Below are 16015 nucleotides of genomic sequence, written 5' to 3'. Positions count from 1 at the left end.
GACCAAGTTGGGGTTTAAATTCCAATATTCCAAATTCCAATTTTAAACGGGAACTATGCGGGGGCTTGTGGGTGATAAATTGTTTAAATTAATAAAGAATTTAGAGATACTTTTTTTGTCATACTAAGGCACCGGTAATCACATAAGAAACTCCGCACAGTTTGTCATCCTGAGGAACGAAGGATCTCCGTTTGCTGAAACGATACAGTTGAGCTTCAATCCACGGATTATGTCGTGAAGATACTTTGTTCCTTAGTATGACAAGATTGCGGAAAGTCGAAACGGAGCAACTTGTGTTAATTCCATAGGAGAAATCACATACGTACTCACATCGAGCCGAATGCAATTTCTAGCCAAATGACAAGAGTATAGGAAATTGAGGTAAAATCAATACTAAAAACAGTTAAACTCATTTTATACAAGGTTTTAGGTATTACCTAAAAACAACAAAGGCTGTCTTTCTCAAGACAGCCTTTGTTGTTATATAAATCGGAGATTACTTAGCAATATTAACAGCTCTTGTTTCTCTAATTACAGTTACTTTTACCTGACCTGGATAAGTCATTTCTGTTTGAATTTTTTGAGAAATCTCAAAAGATAAGTTGGCAGCGTTATCGTCAGAAACTTTTTCGCTTTCTACGATTACACGAAGTTCTCTACCGGCTTGAATAGCGTAAGCATTTTTAACACCGCTGAATCCGTAAGCTACTTCTTCAAGATCTTTCAAACGTTGAATATAAGAATCCAATACCTGACGTCTTGCGCCTGGTCTTGCACCTGAAATAGCATCACAAACCTGAACGATTGGCGATAACAATGATTTCATTTCGATCTCGTCGTGGTGTGCTCCAATGGCGTTACAAACTTCTTCTTTCTCACCATATTTTTCTGCCCATTGCATTCCTAATAAGGCGTGAGGTAAATCGCTTTCTGTATCCGGTACTTTACCAATATCGTGAAGTAAACCGGCTCTTTTTGCCAGTTTTACGTTCAGACCCAATTCAGCTGCCATAATACCACAAAGTTTAGAAACCTCTCTCGAGTGTTGCAATAAGTTTTGTCCGTAAGAAGAACGGTATTTCATTCTACCAACTACTTTTATCAATTCAGGGTGTAAGCCGTGAATTCCTAAGTCAATAACAGTACGTTTACCTACTTCGATAATTTCGTCGTCAATTTGTTTGGCTGTTTTAGCTACAACTTCTTCAATTCTTGCTGGGTGAATACGTCCGTCAGTCACCAATTTGTGTAAAGCCAAACGGGCAATTTCTCTACGTACAGGATCAAAACAAGAAAGAATAATCGCCTCAGGTGTATCATCAACAATGATTTCAACTCCAGTAGCTGCTTCTAAAGCTCTAATGTTACGACCTTCACGACCGATGATTCTACCTTTTACATCGTCAGATTCAATGTTAAAAACAGAAACGCAATTTTCAACTGCTTCCTCTGTTCCAACTCTTTGAATGGTATTGATAATGATTTTTTTAGCTTCTTGCTGTGCAGTAAGTTTTGCCTCTTCAATAGTGTCCTGAATGTGAGACATTGCTTTACTCTTAGCTTCGGCTTTTAAACCTTCTACTAATTGTTCTTTAGCTTCTTCTGCAGAAAGTCCTGAAATTACTTCAAGCTGTTGTAATTGGCTTTTGTGTAATTTGTCAACTTCTGTTTGTTTCTTGTCTAAAACTTCAATTTTGTTGTTGTATTCTTGTGTTTTAGCTTCGAAATCGTCGTTTACTTTTTTGGCTTTAGAAAGCTCATTTGATATTTGTGATTCTTTGTCTCTAACTCTTTTTTCAACTTCAGCTACCTTTTTATCTCGGGCTAAGATTACTTGTTCGTGTTCCGATTTTAATTCGATAAAACGTTCTTTTGCCTGAAGAATTTTGTCTTTTTTAGTGTTTTCGGCTTCTAAATTGGCGTCTTTTAAAATTGAGGCTGCTTCTTTTTTAGCGTTTTTGATTAAATTAGAAATATTGCTTTTTTCGATAATTTTAGCGATTGCAAACCCTGCCGCAATTCCTATAATACCTGAAATAATGATCGTTATTATGTCCATGTTGTTAAAATTTATATATAAAAAAGCCTACATTAATTGCTTGAATAAACTCGTAAAGACAAGTTTTGAGCTAACTCACTGTTCAAGTTTCCTCGCAAAAAAGCGTGGCATGCTCTAGTAGTGATGATTCGCTCATTCTAAATTGTTAGTGTTGAGTTTACCAAAAATGAACTAATGTAGGCAGTATCTTAGTTTTTGTAAAGAACGTTTAATTTTCGAGATATTGATCTAAAAGTAAATTTAATCTTTTAATTCTTTCGATGGTTTCGTGACCATCAACATTATAATCAATTTGTTTTTGTTCTACTTGTGAAGCAAATTGTAAAGCACACATGGCTAATACATCCTGCTTATCGCGAACCGCATAACTTTCTTCGAATTGCTTGATCATAGCATCAATTTTTTTAGAAGCACTTCTTAGTCCCTCTTCCTGATTTGGTTCTACCGTTAATGGATAAACCCGATCTGCAATTGATATTTTAATTCTAAGCTTTTCGTCCATGTTTCCTAGTCTGATAGTTGTGCTATACAGTAATCAATTTCGCGAATTAATGAATTTATTTTAAGCTTTGTCTCTCTCTTATTATTGTCACTGCCCAGCAATGAATTGGCTATCTTAAGTGTTTCGTATTGCTTTCTCAAAGCGTCCATTTCTTCAGATTTTTTCTGAATGATTTGCGAAGCTTTGGCTAGTTCTAATCTTAATTCCTGATTGTTTTTCTCCAGTGCCTTTGATTTCTCAAAAAGCTTTTCGACTTTATATTCAAGAGTATCAATTATTTCGGCAATTACACTCATTATAAATCCTAATTCATTACTTAATCATACAAAGTTAGTATTCCTTTTTATTAATGCAATTTTTTATCGATTTTTTTACATTAAAAATAGGCAATTGAATGAAATTCAATTCATTGTATTATTGTAGCTTTTTACTCGGTTTTGGCCTCATATTTTTTTATCTTAGCAAAAATGTTGGTTATGAGATTTTCAATACTTGTTCTGTTTTTATCTAATTTTATTTGTGCTCAGACGCAATATCCTAAAGATTATTTTCGTCCGCCGCTGGATATTCCGATGCAACTTTCAGGTAATTTTGGGGAGTTGCGACCGAATCATTTTCATGCCGGTTTCGATTTGAAAACCAATCAAAGAGAGGGGCTAAATGTATACGCCGTTGCGGATGGTTATGTGTCCAGAATCAAAATTTCTACTTTTGGTAACGGTAAATGTATTTATATCACACACCCCAATGGATACACTTCTGTTTACGGACATTTGCAGACTACATTGGGTCCGATTCAGGATTATGTTCAAAAAACACATTATGCGGAACGTTCTTTTGAAATAGAAATGTTTCCAAAACCAAACGAGTTGCCGGTTACAAAAGGACAATTGATTGCGCTTTCAGGAAATACGGGGTCTTCAGAAGGTCCACATTTGCATTTTGAATTTCGCGATTCTAAAACGGAATTTGTTATTAATCCAATGTTTTTTGGCTTTGATCAAAATATTAAAGACACAAAGAAACCAACGATTTCAAGTTTGTTGGTTTATCCGATAAACGAAAATACCGTTGTAAATCTATCCAAACAGCCTTTATTATTAAGTCTGTCACTTCAGAAAGACGGAACCTATCTCGCAGGAAAAGTAAAAGCAAATGGTGCGATTGGTTTTGGGATTAATGCTGTTGATACCGATGATGTTTCTTTTAATAAAAATGGTGTTTTTAATGTCTCTACTTTTTTAAATGGAAATCAAAATTACAACTATCAGTTTAACACGTACTCCTTTGATGAGATGCGTTTTATCAACGCGTTTATCGATTACCCGAGATATAAAAAATCAGGACAGCGTATTCAGAAGCTTTTTATGAAAACGCCTTTTGCATTAAGTATTATAAAAACAGATTCGCTGCGCGGAATTATTCCGGTTGCTCCCAATTTGACATCGACTTACAAGATTGAGGTTTCGGATTATTATGGGAATTTAAATTCGGTGACGGTTCCAGTTGAATATGATGCCGCTACGCCAATAGTAACTGCAGAACCAATAGCGTCAAAGTATGTCGTTCGTTATAATAAAGATTCTAATTTCGAAAAAGACAATATGTCCGTGTTTTTTCCTGCGGGAACTTTCTATGAGGATTTTAATTTGAATTTTGATGTAAAGAACAACCGAATTTATATTCATGAAGATGTAGTTCCGGTGCATTCTAATTTTACCGTTACTATAAAAGACGCTACCTATCCGGAAGAGCTCAGAGATAAATTGTTTATAGCCAGATTTAGCGGAAACAGCAAGAGTTACAATGGAACGATTCGCAAAAATGATGTTTTTACGACTAAATCAAAAATTCTGGGACAATTCGGATTGGTGCTCGATACGATAGCACCGGTCATCAAAATTGCAAAACCAATTCAGGACAAATGGATCAGTGATATGAAAACAATTCAGTTTACGATCGGGGACAGTTTGTCTGGAGTTAAATCGTATAACGGTTATTTAAATGGAAATTGGATTTTATTTGAATATGATTATAAAACCAGAAAAATTACACACCGCTTTGAAGATGGGATTGTCGCAGAAGGCGCTAATGATTTAAAAATTGAAGTAGTTGATAATGTAGGAAATTCTACTACCTTTGAAACTCACTTTTTTAGAAGTCAACAAAAATAAAATCAGACATTTGAATCGTAGTAAGTTAATATTCGTCTTCTTTTTTTTGTGCATAGGTTATGTTTCGTTTGCGCAAAAAGCCCGTGTTAAAGGAATCATTTTAGATAGTGAAAAACGACCTGTATCCAGTGTGAATATTTCTTTTTTGGGAAATGCTTCACAAACAGATTCAAATGGTTTTTTTGAGGTTGAAGTTCCTTCCAATAGAAAAGTGGCTTTGATCTTTACTCATGTTTCATTAAAAATGATGAGTCTTACGGTAAATTTAAAAACCAATGAAGTTTTTGTCTTTAATCCTGTAATGAGTAATTCCGAAGAACAAATGGGAGAAGTTTTCGTGTCTTCCAGGAATAAAAAGAGGGTGCAGGGAATTACAGTTATTGATGCTGCAACAATTAAAAAGGTTCCCGGAGCAAATGCCGGGATCGAGAATATTCTAAAAACCTTACCCGGTGTAAATTCAAACAATGAACTGAGTACACAATATGCGGTGCGTGGTGGGAATTATGACGAAAATCTGGTTTATGTAAACGAAATAGAAGTATACCGTCCTTTTTTGATTCGTTCGGGACAACAGGAAGGTTTGAGTTTTACCAACACTGACTTAGTTCAGAATGTTGATTTTTCTGCAGGAGGATTTCAAGCTAAATTTGGTGATAAACTTTCTTCTGTTTTGGATATTACGTACAGAAAACCTACTGAGTTTGGTGCTTCCTTAGAAGCAAGTTTGTTAGGAGGGAGTGTATCGGTTGATGCGGTTTCCAAAAATAAAAAATGGTCCGCCGTTACCGGAGTCCGATATCGAAATAATAGCCTGCTTGTAAACAGTCAGGATACGCAAACGAATTACACCCCCACTTTTGTTGATGTTCAGACCAACATAAATTATGATATTTCCGAAAAATGGCAAATGAGTTTTTTGGGGAATATTTCTCAGAACAAATATTTATATCAGCCTTTAACACGCGAGACTAAATTTGGAACAATTGATCAGCCAATGGCGCTCGCCGTTTATTATGAGGGTCAGGAAAAAGACCAATATGATACTTATTTTGGCGCTTTGAAAACAACTTATAAAGTGTCGCCAGGTTTTACTTTAAAATTTATAGGTTCTTTATTTCATACCATAGAAAAAGAACATTTCGATATTTTGGCGCAATACCGATTAGGAAACGTTAATGCAGATGGGACAACTTCTATTGATGATGTTGATTTCACACGCGGAATAGGTTCTCAACTTAATCATGCCCGAAACGATCTCGATGCTCTGATTGCAAATGCAGAAATAAAGGGTTTTAAGGAATGGATAGATGGTCAGTTGGAATTTGGGATGAAGTATACCCGCGAGTCCATTCGGGATCGGATAGCAGAGTGGGAAATGATCGATTCGGCTGGGTTTTCTATACGACCGCCAATTATTGGTCTTCCGGAAAACAACCAGCCTTATGTGCCCTATGTGGGACTGTTGTTGCCGTACCAGGATGTTCGTGCGACGAACTTTAATACGATAAACAGATTTTCCGGATATGCACAATGGAATCAGAAAAAGACAATTGGTTCCAATCAGATTTGGTATAATATCGGAGCGCGTTTTCAGAGCTGGTCCGTGCAAGGAGCTACTGAGGAAGGGAAAAATCAGATTGTTTTCAGTCCGAGGGCTCAGTTTGCTATAAAACCGGATTGGGATATGGATATGGTTTTCAGACTTTCAGGTGGATTGTATTATCAGCCTCCTTTTTATAGAGAGCTGAGAGATTTAAATGGAGTAGTGAATCCAAATGTAAAAGCACAGCAGTCTATAAATATTGTTTTGAGTAACGATTACAGTTTTAAAATGTGGGATCGTCCTTTTAAATGGGTGACGGAGGTGTACTATAAATCACTTTCAGATGTAAATACGTACTCGGTAGATAATGTTCGTATTCGTTACGTGGCTAATAACAATGCAAAAGCATACGCGCAGGGTCTTGATTTCAGGTTGAACGGAGAGTTTGTTCCGGGAACAGAATCCTGGATAAGTTTTGGGTATTTGAGAACAGAAGAGAACTATGAGAACAAAGGATATATCGCACGACCGACAGATCAACGATTAAAATTTGCCATGTTGTTTCAGGATTATATGCCTAATATTCCTAGTATTAAAATGTATTTGAATTTAGTGTATAATACAGGCGTGCCGGGAGGTTCTCCCGCTTATTCTGACCCGTATTTGTATCAGAGCAGACTTAATGATTACCGCAGGGCAGATATTGGTTTTGCTAAAGTTTTTGTAGACAGCAGTACCAGAACAGCTAAAACAAGCTGGTTGAAAAACTTCAAAGAATTGTCTGTTGGTTTTGAAATCTTTAATCTTTTCAACAATCAAAATGCGATAACCAATACCTGGGTGCGTGATGTGTACTCTAAAACACAATACGCCATTCCGAATTATATGACTTCGAGAGTTTTTAATATTAAGTTGAATGCGAGGTTGTAATTGTGGAATTGTTAAGAAGGAAAGCAGTTCTGTCTGATTTCTTGATATGAAAAATCTTTGATTCTTTCTTTAGGCTTTTTTTGGGATTGTATTTCTAAATATCCTTACTTTAGTAAAATTCAATAAAAATAAATAATACAATCAAAAATACTATATTTGATAACCGAATATAATTAATGCAGATGAAAAATTATTTAAAATATATAGTATTAGTAATTATCGGAACTCTAGCGAGTTGCCGTGATGAAGTTCAGAAACCTAAAGTTATTTACGATAGAACGAATAAGACCAGTAGTGCCGTAAAAACAGATTCAACTCAGATTGAAGTAGCAGATTTGCCAATTCAGATGGAGGGGACAAACTATTTGATTCATCCGGTAGGTGATTTGAGAGTGTATGAAAAAGGAACAAAAGCACGATACGGCTCTTCAAGTGTCAATGATGTAAGTTTTACGATTTCTAATTTGGGCGAATTTGAAATCACAGGTTATTTGCAAAACCTGAAATTTCAAAAAACAGATTCAGATTCAATTCGTCCTTTGACCGATAAACCGGCTTTGATTCTAACCGCTACGTATTTAAAAACAATTGCCGATAAAACACAGAATCAGGTTATGGTTTATACATTGGCCGATTCGGATACCAATAAAGACGGTAAAATTGATACAAGTGATATTAAAACATTGTATTTAAGTCATATTAGCGGAGAAAATTTTACCAAAGTTTCAGAAGATTTTCAGGAATTGGTAGATTGGAATTTAATAGAATCTAAAAACCGCTTGTATTTCAGAACAATCGAAGACACCAATCAAAACGGTCAGTTTGATAAAAACGACGTTTTGCACTATAGCTATATTGATTTGGCGTCTAAAAAATGGGAAGTTAAAAGTTATAAGCCTATTTGATTTTTTTTTGCCACAGATTACACAGATTAGAATGATTTTTTTGATCATCTAGATTCTTTTGCCACGAATTACACCAATTGGCACGAATTAATTAGTGTAATTGGTGCAATTCGTGTCTAATTTTTTTACATCACAGATTAATAATCATTTTAATCCTTTTAATCTGTGGCCAAAAAAAAACTTAAATCAAAATATCGCTCTCTAAATCTGATTTTTCGATTTCAATCCCGAACCCTAAACGTTCTACCAATTCGATTACCAATTTTTTATACCAGTTTTCTGATTTTGGATGAATGTATATTTTTTCAATTAACTGATTGATATCAACATTAATTTTTATTCCGTCATTTAGCTTTATAGTGCTCTCAGAAGTATCTGTAATGATGCGTACTTCACGTTCGTATTGAAAGCTCTTTCTCTTAAATAAAAACGGAAAGAACGAATCGTCAAAAGGAATGTATTCTTTTTTATAATCGATGTAATTTACTTTGCCGATATATTGATCAAAATTGTTTTCGGGTTTTAACGCTTTTTGCAATCTCCCAATAGTGGATTGAATAGCTAACCCTTCACTGTTTTGAGTAAAAATCTGCCACATAGCAAACGATTCGTATTCATTGATATGCCAACTGCTTATCGCTACTTTTTCGCGATGTGTTTTGTAGTAATTTAAAAATTCAGGATTGTCAATCGCCAGTTTTTTAATCTCTTCGAAAGTAGGTTCGCTAAAAGTGCCTTCATATTGATCCTCAAATTTATCCGAACGGGACATAAATAACTTCTTAGAAAGCAGTATGTCAAGAAATTTAGACAAGTCCAAGTATTTCCAAACAACGGTGTCTGGATCTGCAGGCAGTTTTATGTTCGGATTGTTGATATACATTTATCTAATTTAATGATTTTTTTTGGGAAATCAAAAGGTAAGAATCAAATGTTAAATGTAAAATATCAAAAAAATAGTCTACAATCAATAATCTAAAGTCTGCAATCTAAACTCTGCAATCTAAAGTCTACAATCTAAAATCAGCAATTAAGATTCAAACGACTGCATCGTAACCAGTTTGTTATAAGTTCCGTTATGCGCGATTAATTCTTCGTGAGTTCCTTGTTCAACAATTTTTCCTTTTTGCATTACTACGATAAGATCCGCTTTTTGAATAGTTGAAAGACGGTGTGCAATTACAATCGAAGTTCTGTTTTGCATCATGTTTTCAAGGGCAATCTGAACAAATTTTTCGCTTTCCGTATCCAATGCAGAAGTAGCCTCATCAAGAATCATAATCGGAGGGTTTTTGAGTACTGCACGGGCAATAGATAAACGTTGTTTTTGTCCTCCGGAAAGTTTGTTTCCGCTATCTCCAATATTAGTGTAGATTCCTAATGGCAGGTCTTTTACAAATTCATAGGCATTAGCGATTTTTAGTGCTTCGATAATTTCTTCATCGGTTGCGTCTAATTTTCCTAATGAAATATTTGCTTTTATGGTGTCGTTGAATAAAATACTGTCCTGAGTAACCAATCCCATTAAACTACGAAGCGATTGCAGGTTCATGTCTTTGATGTTGATGCCGTCAATAGAAATTGTTCCGTCATTAACATCATAAAAACGGGTCAGTAAATTGGCGATGGTACTTTTTCCACTTCCCGACTGACCAACAAGTGCGACAGTTTGTCCTTTTTTAACCGTAAGAGAAAAGTTTTTCAGAACTGTTTCCTCTTCATATTTAAAGTTGATGTTTTGAACATCAATCGCATAATCAAAAGTTGTTTTTTTGATGGCATCCGGTTTTGAGGTAATGGTGTTGTCCTGATCTAAAATCTCTAAAACACGCTCTGCTGCCGCATTTCCTCTTTTTACTCCATAAGAAGCTTTAGAAATAGCTTTTGCGGGTGTCAGGATGTTGTAGGCTAGTCCCATGTAAGCGATAAAAGAAGCGCCGTCTAGTGTTTTGTCAATTAAAACCATCTGTCCACCGTACCAAAGTAATATCGCAATTACGGTAATTCCCATAAACTCACTGGCAGGAGAAGCTAAGTTTTGACGATTTCCAATAGTATTTGATAAATTGAAAAAACGGTCTGTTGAACTCTGAAAAACAGAATTAAAGTAATTTTCTGAATTGTAACCTTTTACGACCTTCAGGCCTCCAATGGTTTCCTCAATGGTTGAAAGAAATGTTCCTTGTTCCTGTTGAGCTTTTGTAGATTGTTTTTTAAGTTGTTTTCCAATCAATGAAATGATATATCCTGAAACCGGAATGAAAACAAAAACAAATAAAGTTAGCTTAGCGCTAATCACTAACATGGCACCTATAGTAAAAACGATTGTTAGGGGTTCTTTTACGATAAGTTCCAGAATGGCCAGAAAGGAGTTTTGAACCTCGTTAACGTCGGCAGAAATTCGGGAAATAACATCTCCTTTTCTTTTTTCAGAATAAAAAGCCAAAGGCAGTTCGAGCGTTTTTTTATACATGGCGTTTCGCATGTCTCTTAAAACACCATTTCTTAAAAAGGTGATAAAAAACATCGCTAAATAATCGACCAGGTTTTTTAGTAAAAATATCGAAATAATTACGGCTACCATGATAGATAAGGTATAACCAATATCATGTTTCTCAGTAGTTGTCGTGATATAATAACTCAGGTATTGCTCTCCATATTCTTTTATATGTACAAGTCCTTCGTATTTAGGCAGAACGGTGTTTCTTTTTGTTTGGTCAAATAATACCTGAATCATAGGGATTAATGCCATAAAGGAAAGGGTGCTGAAAAGTGCGTACAAAACATTGAAAAAGATGTTTAGAATCGCATATTTTTTATATGGGTATATAAAAGGAACTATTTTTTTGAAATTACTCATTTATTTTTGATGTTATTTTCTGCTATGGCAATGGCTCTTTCAAGCTTCTCCAGCAATAATTTTTTTTCAGGTAATTGGGTTAAGTAAGCTGAGACTTTGATTTGTTCGTCATTGTCGAGCATTAAATAATTAATTTGTTCAGGTGATTTTTCACTGCACAAAATTAATCCAATTGGTTTGTTTTCGCCTTCTTTTTGTTCATTTTTCTCTAACCATCGAAGATATAACTCCATCTGACCTTTGTAGGCGGCTTTAAATTTTCCTAATTTTAGATCTATGACAACCAGGCGACGCAGGCCTCGGTGGTAAAAAAGCAGGTCAATGTAAAAATCCTCGTCGTCAATTGTTATTCTTTTTTGTCGCGCGAGAAAGGCAAATTCGCTACCCATTTCAGTAATGAAATTTTGCAATTGCGCCAGGATCGAACTTTCTAAATCTTTTTCAGAATAACTGTCGTGTAAACCTAAGAAATCCAGAAAATAAGGATCCCGAAAAGTTAAATCAGGACTGATCTGCTTGTCATTTTTTAATAATGCCAAGTCATTAATAATGGTTTCTTCGGGCTTTTTACTAATGGCCGTTCTTTCAAAAAGCATGCTGTCTATTCGTTCCTGAAGCGTTCTCACACTCCATCTTTCATGTATGCTCATCTGTATGTAGAACTCACGTTTTATATCACTTTCAATATAAATCAGCGTTCTAATATGAGACCAACTCAATTGTGCACACACTGTGTGCACAATTGTAAAGTCTTCAAAAACAGTGTTTAGTTTGATGAAACTATGTAGATTTCTTTTGTTAAATCCTGTCCCAAATCGGTTTAATAATTCTTTGCTTAATTCTAAAATAAGTTTTTTCCCATAATCGGCGCGATCATTTTTCAGAATCTCATCATTAATCGATTTCCCGATTTTCCAATAGAGCAAAGTGAGTTCCTGATTGACCGTTTTGGCAACATAATGACGAGTCTGGTCTATTAATCCAATAATAGAATCTAATAGTTTTGGATTGTCATTTATGTCAGGTTTGTCACTCATTCTACTATTTCAATTGCATTCCTGCAATGATATTTTGTATTTTTTGGTCTAAGAAACTTTCTGCAGCATCAAATTCTTCCACAGATTCTAATTCGGCATTTACACTGATGTAGAACTTGATTTTTGGTTCAGTACCACTTGGTCTGGCGCAAATTTTAGATCCGTCTTCTGTATAATAAATCAAAACATTAGATTTTGGCAGGTCGATTATAGACTCTTCACCTGTAAAAAGATTCAGGGCTGTAGATGCTTGGTAATCTTCCACCATAATCACACGTTGTCCACTGATTTCTTTCAAAGGATTTTGACGTAAATTAATCATCATCTGATTAATTTCTTCTAAACCTTCCATACCTTTTTTGGTCAATGAAACCAAATGTTCTTTATAAAAACCATTTTCAACATAAAGTTGTAAAAGTTCTTTGTAAACAGAGCTTCCGGCTGCTTTTGCCTGTGCGGCTACTTCACATATTAATAAGGTAGCGGCAACAGCATCTTTATCTCTTACAGCATCACCAACCATAAAACCAAAGCTTTCTTCACCGCCTCCAATAAATTGAAGTTCAGGGAAATCTTTGATCATTTTGGCGATCCATTTAAAACCGGTAAGACCCACTTTACATTCTACGCCATAGCTTGTCGCCAGTTCCATCATCATCGGAGTAGAAACTATGGTAGAACCTACGAATTGTTTGCCATTAATTTTTCCGGCTTTTTTCCATTGTTTCAATAAGAAAGCAGTCATCAGAACCATGGTCTGATTTCCGTTAAGAAGAATCATTTTGCCTTCGTTATTTCTAACAGCAACGCCTAAACGATCGCAGTCCGGATCTGTTCCTACTACAATGTCAGAATTGGTTTTTTCTGCCAAAGCCAAAGCCATTGTCAATGCTTCAGGCTCTTCCGGGTTTGGAGATTTTACCGTTGGAAAATTTCCATCAGGAATTGCTTGTTCGGGAACAATATGCACATTGGTGTATCCGGCCTGAGACAAAGTCTCCGGGATAGATTTTATCGAAGTTCCGTGCAAAGAGGTAAAAACGATTTGCAGGTTTTCTTTTGCTTCAGCCGGTGTATTAAAACTGGCATTGTCAATAGAAGATTTTATAAAAGCTTTGTCGATTTCAGTGTCAATGTACTGAATCAGTTTTTCGTTAGCCTGATATTTGATTTTATCGTAGCTTAAATTTTCAATAATAGTAATGATTTCAGTATCCTGAGGAGGTACTATTTGTCCTCCGTCTTCCCAATATACTTTATAACCATTGTATTCGGGCGGATTATGTGAAGCCGTAAGTACAATTCCGCATTGGCATCCTAAATATTTAAGAGCAAAAGACAGTTCAGGAGTCGGTCGCAAATCTGAAAATAAATAAACCTGAATTCCATTGGCAGAGAAAACATCGGCTACAAGTTTGGCCAAGGTATTGCTGTTATGACGACAGTCGTAGGCAATAACCACTTTTAAAGGCTGATTTGGAAATACCTGATGCATATAATCCGAAAGGCCTTGTGTGTTTTTACCCAGCGTGTATTTGTTGATTCTGTTGCTTCCAACACCCATGACACCACGCATTCCACCAGTTCCAAACTCCAGGTTTTTATAAAAACTTTCCTCAAGCTCTTTTGGCGATGTGGTCATTAATTCTTTAACAGCTGCTTGTGTTTCGCTGTCAAATGTTGGTGTCAGCCATTCGTTTACAGCATTTAAAATGTTAGGTGCTATATTCATCTTTCGTATTCTTTTATTTTAGATCAAAATAATTGTTGTTTTCAGGAGCGGTTGTTTATTTCATCAATTCGCTCTACTCTCAGTCCGCTTGTTTTTTAATGAACAAGGGACTACGTTAAAAATTAACTTCTCGTGCTACTTTATAACGTCCTTCGTTGCTTTTGGTTCTCAAAATAATTTCACCAAGGAAACCTGCTAAAAATAACTGAGTTCCTAAAATCATTGTAGTTAAGGCAATAAAAAACCAAGGGTTGTTTGTAACCAGGCTGTATCTCATGCCATTGTACATATGGTATAGTTTTGAAATACCAATATAACCGGCCAGAAAAAATCCGATAATAAACATTACCGAACCCAGTGCGCCAAACAAGTGCATCGGTCTTTTTCCGAATCTTGACAGGAACCAAATCGTAATCAAATCAAGAAAACCGTTTATAAAACGTTCCATTCCAAATTTGGTTTCGCCATATTTACGGGCCTGATGCTGTACTACTTTTTCACCAATTTTATTAAAACCGGCATTCTTTGCCAAAACCGGAATGTAACGGTGCATTTCGCCCGAAACTTCTATGTTTTTTACAACCGTATTTTTGTATGCTTTTAATCCGCAGTTAAAATCGTTTAATTCTACTCCGGATGTTTTTCTTGCCGCCCAGTTGAATAATTTCGAAGGAAGATTTTTGGCTACAACAGAGTCATAACGTTTCTTTTTCCATCCCGAAACCAAATCAAATTTCTCGGCTGTAATCATTTCGTATAATCCGGGAATTTCATCCGGACTATCCTGCAAATCGGCATCCATTGTAACGATTACATCTCCTTTTGCTTTTGCAAAACCGGCATGTAAAGCCTGTGATTTTCCAAAATTCTTCATGAAACGAATTCCTTTTACATTCGGATTTTCGGTAGAAAAATTTTCAATAATTGCCCAGGAATCATCTGTACTACCATCATCTACAAAAATGATTTCATAAGAGTAATTGTTAGATTGCATCACTTTAATAATCCACGTATAGAGTTCTTGTAGTGATTCCTCCTCGTTTAGAAGCGGTATAAGTATAGATAAATTCATTTATTTTTTTATTCTTGTATTGTAGTTTTGCTTTTGAAAATTGCGGCGAAAATTAATCCTAAAATAGAACTGACCACGATAGTGAAAACAGATCCTTTTAATAACTCTAAAGTAGAATACGGATTGCTTAGTTTCATTTTGGCAACAGCTTCGTTAATAGCAGCTGCAGGTGTTCCGAATTTTTGCAGCATCGATACTGTATATTTAATCATTAATTCACTCACAGTATCTTTCGCCTCAGGATCAATTACATTAAAAAGGATAACATTAAAAAAAGTAGAGATCAATATTCCAATTACAGCCGCAATAAAATAAGTGGTAAAAGCTTCCTTAAAAGGAAAAACGCCTTTTAGCTCTCTTTTCGTTTTAGTTAGTAGAATAATCGACAGTGTAAAACTTATAAGGAGACCTGTAGCTCCAATCCACCAAGAGGTGAACAAGTTTAAATCAACGGCATATATTGTAGCAGTAACTAATGCAGATGCAATTCCAATCATTACACCGTAGGTAATCCCATTTTTCTTTATAACTTCATTGATCATATTTTCTATATGTTTTAAAATTAATCCACAAATATAGCAATTACCCTATATACAAAAGTGAGATATATATTAAAAATATTGACACAGATAAAGAGGAGGTTAAAAATATTGGTTAAAAGATTTGTTTATTGAAAAATAAATGTAAATTTGCACACTCAAAAATAATTAAATTTTTAAACAAAAAAGAGTATCGTTTGTTTACACCTTTTTCTAACCATGGAAAAGCTTCAAAATGAAAATGCTCTAAACAATAAATAAAAGAAAAGATGAAAAAAGGAATTCACCCAGAAAATTACAGATTAGTTGCATTTAAAGACATGTCAAATGACGAAGTTTTTATCACTAAATCTACTGCAGATACAAAAGAAACAATTGAAGTTGACGGAGTTGAGTATCCAGTTGTAAAAATGGAGATTTCTAGAACATCTCACCCTTTTTATACTGGTAAATCTAAACTTATCGATACTGCAGGACGTATTGATAAATTCAAAACTAAATATGCAAAACACGCTAAAAAATAATAGCTGTTTTTTATTTTCATATAAAAGCCTTCCAATTTGGGAGGCTTTTTTTATGCGGTAATGTTTTTTTTTGAACCATATAAGTGATGTAAGTTCATTTTAAGCTTTGTGTTTATTTTAATCTTTGCGTGCTTT

The 16015-nt window shown here is 35.1% G+C and carries 13 protein-coding genes; 4 read left to right on the top strand and 9 right to left on the bottom strand.

The window, feature by feature from the left end; translation table 11 throughout:
• Positions 1 to 496 precede the first annotated feature (496 nt).
• The 3 genes from rny to LNP23_RS00690 all read right to left on the bottom strand — a co-directional run bounded on the left by rny (position 497) and on the right by LNP23_RS00690 (position 2857).
• On the bottom strand, positions 497 to 2059 hold the full coding sequence (gene rny, locus LNP23_RS00700; RefSeq protein ID WP_047773955.1) for a ribonuclease Y: 1563 nt from the start codon (positions 2057 to 2059) through the stop codon (positions 497 to 499).
• Between the two features lie 208 nt (positions 2060 to 2267).
• Positions 2268 to 2561, bottom strand: a complete 294-nt coding sequence (locus LNP23_RS00695; RefSeq protein WP_047773953.1) for a cell division protein ZapA — start codon at positions 2559 to 2561, stop codon at positions 2268 to 2270.
• 5 nt (positions 2562 to 2566) lie between these two features.
• Positions 2567 to 2857, bottom strand: coding sequence for a hypothetical protein (locus LNP23_RS00690; protein WP_047773949.1), 291 nt, complete (start codon positions 2855 to 2857; stop codon positions 2567 to 2569).
• A gap of 180 nt (positions 2858 to 3037) precedes the next feature.
• On the opposite strand from LNP23_RS00690, the gene LNP23_RS00685 reads away from it, so the two are divergent.
• The 3 genes from LNP23_RS00685 to LNP23_RS00675 all read left to right on the top strand — a co-directional run bounded on the left by LNP23_RS00685 (position 3038) and on the right by LNP23_RS00675 (position 8116).
• Positions 3038 to 4735: a M23 family metallopeptidase gene (locus tag LNP23_RS00685; RefSeq protein ID WP_230003100.1), complete on the top strand. Its 1698-nt coding sequence runs from the start codon at positions 3038 to 3040 to the stop codon at positions 4733 to 4735.
• A gap of 10 nt (positions 4736 to 4745) precedes the next feature.
• Positions 4746 to 7211 (top strand): TonB-dependent receptor, encoded by a 2466-nt coding sequence (locus LNP23_RS00680; RefSeq protein WP_230003098.1) that lies wholly within the window; start codon positions 4746 to 4748, stop codon positions 7209 to 7211.
• 182 nt (positions 7212 to 7393) lie between these two features.
• Positions 7394 to 8116 carry a hypothetical protein gene (locus LNP23_RS00675; protein ID WP_230003096.1) on the top strand — a complete coding sequence of 241 codons (723 nt, stop codon included), beginning with the start codon at positions 7394 to 7396 and terminating at the stop codon, positions 8114 to 8116.
• A 181-nt stretch (positions 8117 to 8297) separates the two neighbouring features.
• Here the strand turns inward: LNP23_RS00675 and LNP23_RS00670 are convergent, their stop codons facing one another.
• The 6 genes from LNP23_RS00670 to LNP23_RS00645 all read right to left on the bottom strand — a co-directional run bounded on the left by LNP23_RS00670 (position 8298) and on the right by LNP23_RS00645 (position 15359).
• Positions 8298 to 8999: a DUF2971 domain-containing protein gene (locus LNP23_RS00670; protein WP_047773946.1), complete on the bottom strand. Its 702-nt coding sequence runs from the start codon at positions 8997 to 8999 to the stop codon at positions 8298 to 8300.
• 147 nt (positions 9000 to 9146) lie between these two features.
• Positions 9147 to 10976 carry an ABC transporter ATP-binding protein gene (locus LNP23_RS00665; protein ID WP_230003094.1) on the bottom strand — a complete coding sequence of 610 codons (1830 nt, stop codon included), beginning with the start codon at positions 10974 to 10976 and terminating at the stop codon, positions 9147 to 9149.
• Positions 10973 to 12013 carry a PDDEXK nuclease domain-containing protein gene (locus tag LNP23_RS00660; RefSeq protein ID WP_230003092.1) on the bottom strand — a complete coding sequence of 347 codons (1041 nt, stop codon included), beginning with the start codon at positions 12011 to 12013 and terminating at the stop codon, positions 10973 to 10975. The genes LNP23_RS00665 and LNP23_RS00660 overlap by 4 nt, the downstream gene beginning before the upstream one ends.
• A 4-nt stretch (positions 12014 to 12017) precedes the next feature.
• Positions 12018 to 13745: a phospho-sugar mutase gene (locus LNP23_RS00655; RefSeq protein WP_230003090.1), complete on the bottom strand. Its 1728-nt coding sequence runs from the start codon at positions 13743 to 13745 to the stop codon at positions 12018 to 12020.
• Between the two features lie 115 nt (positions 13746 to 13860).
• Positions 13861 to 14817 (bottom strand): glycosyltransferase family 2 protein, encoded by a 957-nt coding sequence (locus tag LNP23_RS00650; protein WP_230003089.1) that lies wholly within the window; start codon positions 14815 to 14817, stop codon positions 13861 to 13863.
• A gap of 8 nt (positions 14818 to 14825) precedes the next feature.
• Entirely contained in the window at positions 14826 to 15359 is a 534-nt protein-coding gene (locus LNP23_RS00645) for a DUF4199 domain-containing protein (protein ID WP_230003087.1), read from the bottom strand.
• Between the two features lie 266 nt (positions 15360 to 15625).
• Between LNP23_RS00645 and LNP23_RS00640 the strand changes: the two genes are divergently transcribed.
• Entirely contained in the window at positions 15626 to 15880 is a 255-nt protein-coding gene (locus LNP23_RS00640) for a type B 50S ribosomal protein L31 (RefSeq protein WP_008464817.1), read from the top strand.
• Positions 15881 to 16015 lie beyond the last annotated feature (135 nt).

The sequence above is a fragment of the Flavobacterium cupriresistens genome (assembly GCF_020911925.1).
Taxonomy (GTDB): domain Bacteria; phylum Bacteroidota; class Bacteroidia; order Flavobacteriales; family Flavobacteriaceae; genus Flavobacterium; species Flavobacterium cupriresistens.
Note: the sequence above shows the minus strand (reverse complement) of the source record. Positions and strands in the feature narration are given on the sequence as shown.

Coding starts and splice junctions, on each gene's coding strand:
- rny (WP_047773955.1), bottom strand. CDS start 2,059: ATGGACATAATAACGATCATTATTTCAGGTATTATAGGAATTGCGGCA.
- LNP23_RS00695 (WP_047773953.1), bottom strand. CDS start 2,561: ATGGACGAAAAGCTTAGAATTAAAATATCAATTGCAGATCGGGTTTAT.
- LNP23_RS00690 (WP_047773949.1), bottom strand. CDS start 2,857: ATGAGTGTAATTGCCGAAATAATTGATACTCTTGAATATAAAGTCGAA.
- LNP23_RS00685 (WP_230003100.1), top strand. CDS start 3,038: ATGAGATTTTCAATACTTGTTCTGTTTTTATCTAATTTTATTTGTGCT.
- LNP23_RS00675 (WP_230003096.1), top strand. CDS start 7,394: ATGAAAAATTATTTAAAATATATAGTATTAGTAATTATCGGAACTCTA.
- LNP23_RS00670 (WP_047773946.1), bottom strand. CDS start 8,999: ATGTATATCAACAATCCGAACATAAAACTGCCTGCAGATCCAGACACC.
- LNP23_RS00665 (WP_230003094.1), bottom strand. CDS start 10,976: ATGAGTAATTTCAAAAAAATAGTTCCTTTTATATACCCATATAAAAAA.
- LNP23_RS00660 (WP_230003092.1), bottom strand. CDS start 12,013: ATGAGTGACAAACCTGACATAAATGACAATCCAAAACTATTAGATTCT.
- LNP23_RS00655 (WP_230003090.1), bottom strand. CDS start 13,745: ATGAATATAGCACCTAACATTTTAAATGCTGTAAACGAATGGCTGACA.
- LNP23_RS00650 (WP_230003089.1), bottom strand. CDS start 14,817: ATGAATTTATCTATACTTATACCGCTTCTAAACGAGGAGGAATCACTA.
- LNP23_RS00645 (WP_230003087.1), bottom strand. CDS start 15,359: ATGATCAATGAAGTTATAAAGAAAAATGGGATTACCTACGGTGTAATG.
- LNP23_RS00640 (WP_008464817.1), top strand. CDS start 15,626: ATGAAAAAAGGAATTCACCCAGAAAATTACAGATTAGTTGCATTTAAA.